This window comes from Streptomyces malaysiensis subsp. malaysiensis (genome assembly GCF_040653035.1).
Classification (GTDB): domain Bacteria; phylum Actinomycetota; class Actinomycetes; order Streptomycetales; family Streptomycetaceae; genus Streptomyces; species Streptomyces malaysiensis.
In genome coordinates, this window is record NZ_JBEZNG010000073.1 from 1 (window position 1) to 6,400 (window position 6,400).

At 67.4% G+C, this 6,400-nt stretch carries 2 protein-coding genes; both read left to right on the top strand.

The features are described 5' to 3' along the window. Nucleotides 1–6 precede the first annotated feature (6 nt). Nucleotides 7–4,536, top strand: coding sequence for an SDR family NAD(P)-dependent oxidoreductase (locus AB0E24_RS45740; RefSeq protein WP_359385958.1), 4,530 nt, complete (start codon nt 7–9; stop codon nt 4,534–4,536). Nucleotides 4,537–4,592: 56 nt separating this feature from the next. Further along, nucleotides 4,593–6,400: type I polyketide synthase (locus tag AB0E24_RS45745; protein WP_435865408.1), on the top strand; the 1,808-nt coding region annotated here is incomplete at its 3' end.

Genomic DNA, 6,400 nt, shown 5'->3' on the forward strand with positions numbered 1-6,400 from the left:
GCGGTGGTGGGTCATTCGGGTGGTGAGGTTGCTGCTGCGTGTGTGTCGGGTGCGTTGTCGTTGGAGGACGCTGTTCGGGTTGTGGCGGTGCGGAGCAAGACCATTTCCGGTGTTCTCTCGGGTCGGGGTGGTATGGCGTCGGTGGGGTTGTCGGAGGAGGAGGCGGTTGCTCGGCTACAGCAGTGGGATGGTCGGGTCGAGATCGGGGCGGTCAACAGTCCGTCCTCGGTGGCCATCACCGCTGACACCGAAGCCCTCGACGAAGCCATCGAGACTCTGGAGGACCAGGGCGTCCGCGTACGCCGCATCGCGATCGACTACGCCTCGCACTCCCGGCACGTCGGGGCTGTCCAGGAGATCCTGAACGAGGCATTCGCCGACATCCGCAGCCAAGCTCCTACCGTGCCATTCCTCTCCACCGCCACCGGCGAGTGGATCCGCGAGGCGGGTGCCCTGGACGGCGGCTACTGGTACCGCAACCTGCGCAGCCAGGTCCGCTTCGGCCCCGCGATCGCCGACCTGCTGGCCGACGGCCACACCGTGTTCGTGGAGTCCAGCGCCCACCCCGTCCTGGTCCAGCCGATCAGCGAGGTCGTGGCCGGCGCCGAGGCAGAGGCCGTCGTGACCGGCTCCCTGCGCCGTCACGAGGGAGGTCCGCGCCGCCTGTTCACTTCGATGGCCGACCTCTTCGTCCGAGGCACCCACGTCGACTGGAACGGCGTCCTCGCGGCCGGAGCCGATGCCCGCCGCGTCGACCTTCCGACGTACGCCTTCGATCACAAGAACTACTGGATGGAGCTCGCCGGTACCGCCAACGATGTCGCCTCGCTCGGCTTGTCGGGGGCTGATCATCCGTTGCTGGGTGCGGTGGTTCCGGTGCCGGAGACGAGCGGAGTGTTGTGTACGTCGCGGTTGTCGCTTCGTACGCATCCCTGGCTTGCGGATCACGCTGTGGGCGGTGTCGTGCTTGTCCCTGGCACTGCTTTGGTGGAGTTGGTGGTGCGTGCGGGTGACGAGGTGGGCTGCGGCACGTTGGAGGAATTGGTCATCGAGACGCCGCTTGTCGTACCCGCGCAGGGGAGTATGCGCGTTCAGGTCGCGGTGGGCGGCCCCGAGGAGAACGGCGCGCGTTCGGTGGCCGTGTACTCGGCTCGTGATGACGACGGTCGCGGCACCGGTATCGATGGTTGGACCCGGCACGCTGCCGGCACTCTGACGGCGGCTGCTGTCCCTGCTGATGGTTTCGATTTCACGGTGTGGCCGCCGGTCGGTGCGGAGCGTGTGTCCTTCGATGCGGTCGGGTTCTATGAGGAGATGGCGGGCCGCGGCTATGTGTACGGTCCGGCGTTCCAGGGTTTGCGTGGGGTGTGGCGGCGGGGCGAGGAGGTGTTCGCCGAGGTCGCTCTGCCGGACGAGCAGCATGGTGAGGCGAGCCGCTTCGGGTTGCACCCGGCGTTGCTCGACGCCGCCTTGCAGAGCGGGCTCGTCCGGCCGGCCGATGCCGGGGTGGATATGCGTGTGCCGTTCGCCTGGAACGGGCTGCGCCTGCATGCCGCGGGTGCCTCGGAGTTGCGGGTGCGGACGGTGCCGTCCGGGCCGGACGCGGTGTCGTTGCAGGCGGCCGACGGGGCCGGCGGTCCGGTGCTGAGCCTGGAGTCGCTGGTCGCCCGGGCGGTGGACGTGGAGCAACTGGATCGGATGGCGACTGATGACGGTCGCGACGCGCTGTTCGAGGTGGACTGGAGCGAACTGCCCGCGCCTGCTTCGAGCGTGGAGTCTCTGCCGCCGTCGGCGCTGGTGGCTTCGGCCGAGGACGTGACGGATCTGACAGATGCCGCGGTGGTTCCTGCGGTAGCGGTTCTTGAGGCTGTTGGCGGTGACGGCGAGCACGACGCGCTTGCCCTGACCGTCAGGGTGCTGGAGGTCGTTCAGGCGTGGTTCGCTGCTGCGGGTCTGGCGGAGTCCCGGCTGGTGGTGGTCACACGGGGTGCGGTTCCGGTCGGCGGTGAGGGAAATGTCGCCGATCCCGCTGGTGCTGCGGTGTGGGGTCTGGTTCGGGCGGCCCAGGCCGAGAACCCGGACCGGATCGTCCTGCTCGATCTCGCTGCCGACGTCGATATGGGATCGGTTCTGCCTGCCGTATTGACCGCCGATGAGCCGCAGGTCGCGGTCCGAGGTACCACGCTGTCCGTGCCGCGGCTCGTTCCCGCCGGTAAGCGGGCCTTGCAGATCCCCGAAGCGGGCGAGTGGCGGTTGGGGGTGGGTACTACCGGTGTCGGCACGCTCGACAGCCTTTCCCTGCTGCCGGAGCCCCGTGTTACGACGCCGCTGGCCGCGGGCCAGGTCCGCGTCGGTCTGCGGGCGTTGGGCCTCAACTTCCGTGACGTTCTCATCGCGTTGGGGATGTATCCAGGCGCGGCCGAACTGGGCGGTGAGGGCGCCGGTGTCGTCCTGGAGGTTGGCGAGGGCGTTACGGAACTGGCCGTCGGCGACCGAGTGATGGGTTTGACAGGCATCGGATATGGATCGATGACCGTCACCGATCACCGGTGTCTGGTGCGGATACCGCAGGGGTGGTCGTTCCAGCAGGCAGCCACGGTCCCCGTGGTGTTCCTCACGGCTTATTACGGTTTGCGTGATCTGGGGGGTCTGCGGGCCGGTGAGTCGGTGCTCATCCACGCTGCCGCTGGTGGTGTGGGTATGGCCGCGACGCAGCTCGCCCGGCATCTGGGTGCCCGGGTGTTCGGCACGGCAAGCCCCGGTAAATGGGGAGTACTGCGGGAGCTGGGATTCGACGATGCCGGCATCGCCTCGTCGCGGACGGCGGAGTTCGAGGAGCATTTCCTGACGGGGACCTCGGGTGCCGGGATGGATGTGGTCCTGGACTGTCTGGCCGGAGAGCTGGTGGATGCCTCGCTGCGGTTGTTGCCGCGTGGCGGCAGGTTCATCGAGATGGGCAAAACCGATATCCGGGATGCGGGCGTTGTCGCCGGAGAACATCCGGGGGTGGCTTATCAGGCGTTCGACGTTTTCGATGCCGGTCTCGACCGTATCCAGCAGATGCTCGTCGAATTGGCGAGGCTGTTCGAAGCGGGCGAGCTCACCCCACTGCCGTTCGCCGCATGGGACGTGCGTCGCGCCCCGGACGCATTCCGTCATATGAGCCAGGCCCGGCATACCGGCAAAATGGTCTTGAGCGTTCCGGAGCCCCTCGATCTCGAGGGCACGGTTGTGCTGACCGGCGGCACCGGCTCCCTGGGTGCTGTGGTGGCCCGGCACCTGGTCGGTGAACACGGCGTGCGTCATCTCGTCCTCGCGAGCCGACGTGGACCGGACGCCGAAGGAGCGCGAGAGCTGGTTGCCGAACTCGGTGAGACCGGCGCGACGGTGACGGCGGTGGCGTGCGATGTCACCAGCCGAGACGCACTCGCCGAACTGCTCGCGGCCCTACCGGCCGAACACCCACTGACCGGCGTCGTCCATATCGCGGGTGTGCTGGACGACGGTGTGATCGGAACGCTGACGCCGGAGCGTGTCGAAAGCGTCTTCGCTCCCAAGGTCACCGCGGTGCGTCATCTCGACGCGCTGACGCGGGGGATGGACCTGTCGATGTTCGCGGTGTTCTCATCCGCGGCGGGTGTGTTCGGCTCGGCGGGACAAGGCAATTACGGTGCCGCCAACGCGTTCCTGGACGGTTGGATGGCCAAACGCCGCGCCGAGGGACTGCCCGGTATCGCGATGGCCTGGGGCCTGTGGGAACAAACCACGGGCATGACCGCGAACCTCAGCCAAGCCGACCAGGCACGCATGAGCCGCGGCGGCCTCCTGCCCATCGGCGTGGCTGAGGGCATGCGACTGTTCGACACAGCCCTACGAATGCCAACCGCACTCGCAGTGCCGATCAAGCTGGACCTCCGAGGAATGCGCGCCGACGCGGCAGCCGGCGGGAGCGTCCTGGCCCTGCTGCGTGCTCTGGTACAAACCGGGCGCCGGCAGGCGCAGGCCGGGGAGAACGGCAGCGGACTTACCGCGAGGTTGGCCAGTCTCACACCACAGGAGCAAGAGAAGCTGCTGCTCGACGTGGTCCTGACCCAAGCAGCCACCGTTCTCGGCTATACCGAGATAAGCAATGTCGAAGCCCACAAAGCGTTCAATGAGGCCGGCTTCGACTCCCTCACCTCGGTCGAACTGCGCAACCGCCTGCGCGAAGCCACCGGCCTCAAACTCGCCGCGACATCCGTCTTCGACTACCCCACCCCACTCGCCCTCGCCCGCCACCTGCACGACGGCCTCAAGCCCGCACAGTCCCCCACCGGAACGCATCCGCTGTTGGCCGAACTGAGCAAGCTGGAAGCCAGGCTGGTCGAGACACCTGTCGACGACTCGATCCGCGCCCAGGTGACTACCCGGCTCCAGGTCCTCCTGACCACCTGGTCGACGGCGAACGGAACACGGACGGGCGACGAGGCGCTCGATTTCGACGCCACCTCCGACGACGACCTCTTCGACCTCATTGACACGACGTTCAGCAACTAGCCCGCGGCAGGCAACGCTGCCACACCCCGATACCACTGCCTTCCAGGAGCTGAACTTTGATGGCGGATGAAGACAAGCTGCGCGACTATCTCAAGCGCGTTCTCGGCGAAGCGCAACGCTCCCGGCAGCGTGTGCTGGAGCTGGAGGCCGAGAAGTCGCAGCCGGTGGCGATTGTGGGTATGGCGTGCCGTTTCCCGGGTGATGTGGCGAGCCCTCAGGACCTGTGGCGCTTGGTCAGTGAGGGGCGGGAGGGTCTGTCGGGTTTTCCTGAGGGGCGTGGCTGGGATGTGGAGGGGTTGTTCGACGCCGATCCGAGTAGGGCGGGTAAGTCGTACACCGACCGGGGTGGGTTTTTGCATGGGGCGGGCCTGTTCGATGCGGGCTTCTTTGGGATTTCGCCGCGTGAGGCGTTGGCGATGGATCCGCAGCAGCGGTTGTTGCTGGAGGTCTCGTGGGAGGCGCTGGAGCGGGCCGGGATCGACCCGGGGACGTTGAAGGGATCGGATGTCGGTGTCTTCTCCGGTGTGATCACCCAGGGGTACGGGATGCGCGGAGAGACCCCGCCGGAACTGGGCGGCTACCTCGCGACAGGGGTCGTGTCGAGTGTGGCATCCGGGCGTGTGTCGTATGTCTTCGGTTTCGAAGGGCCGTCGGTGTCCATCGACACGGCCTGCTCGTCCTCCCTCGTAGCAATGCACTTGGCGGCCCAGGCGCTACGTCAGGGTGAGTGCTCGATGGCGTTGGCGGGTGGCGCGACAGTGATGGCGAACCCCGCCACATTCGTCGAGTTCTCCCGCCAACGCGTGATGTCCTCGGACGGCCGATGCAAGGCATACTCCGCGACCGCGGACGGCACCGGCTGGGCCGAGGGCGCTGGTGTCGTGGTCCTGGAGCTGTTGTCGGAGGCCCGGCGTAACGGGCATCAGGTGCTTGCGGTCATCCGGAGTTCCGCGGTCAATCAGGATGGTGCGTCGAATGGTTTGACGGCGCCGAATGGGCCGTCGCAGCAGCGGGTGATTCGTCAGGCGCTGGCCAGTGCGGGTTTGTCGGCGGCTGATGTGGATGTGGTGGAGGGGCATGGCACGGGTACGGTGCTCGGTGATCCCATCGAGGCGCAGGCGCTGCTGGCGACGTACGGCCAGGAGCGGGAACCCGAGCGTCCCTTGTGGCTCGGTTCGGTGAAGTCGAACCTCGGGCATACTCAGGCCGCCGCCGGTGTGGCTGGTGTGATCAAGATGGTGGAGGCGTTGCGGCACGGCGTGATGCCGGCGACGTTGCACGCCGATACTCCGTCGTCACAGGTGGACTGGTCGGCGGGTGCGGTGGAGCTGCTGACCGAGGCTCGCGACTGGCCCGATACCGGCCGACCTCGCCGTGCCGCCGTGTCCTCCTTCAGCATGAGCGGGACCAACGCGCACCTGATCCTGGAGCATTCCCCCGAGCCGCAGGCGGAGTCCGTGCCTGAGCCGGTGTCGGATGTGGTGCCGCTGGTGGTGTCGGCGAGGAGTGCTCGTTCGCTGGTGGGCCAGGCGCAGCGACTCGCGTCCTTCGTCGGTTCCGCATCGGATGTGGTGCTGCCGGAGGTTGCGGCGGCATTGGTGTCGCGGCGTGCGGTGTTGTCCGAGCGTGCGGTGGTGGTGGCGGGTTCGCGTGATCAGGCGTTGTCAGGGCTGGGCGCATTGGCGCGGGGTGAGTCGCATTTCGGTGTTGTGACCGGCGGGTCGTTGGGTGGCGCTGTCTCGGGACGGAAGGTTCTGGTGTTTCCGGGTCAGGGTTCGCCGTGGGTTGGTATGGGGCGTGAGTTGTTGGAGTGTTCGGAGGTGTTTGCGGCGCGGGTGGGGGAGTGTGCGGTGGCGTTGGAGCG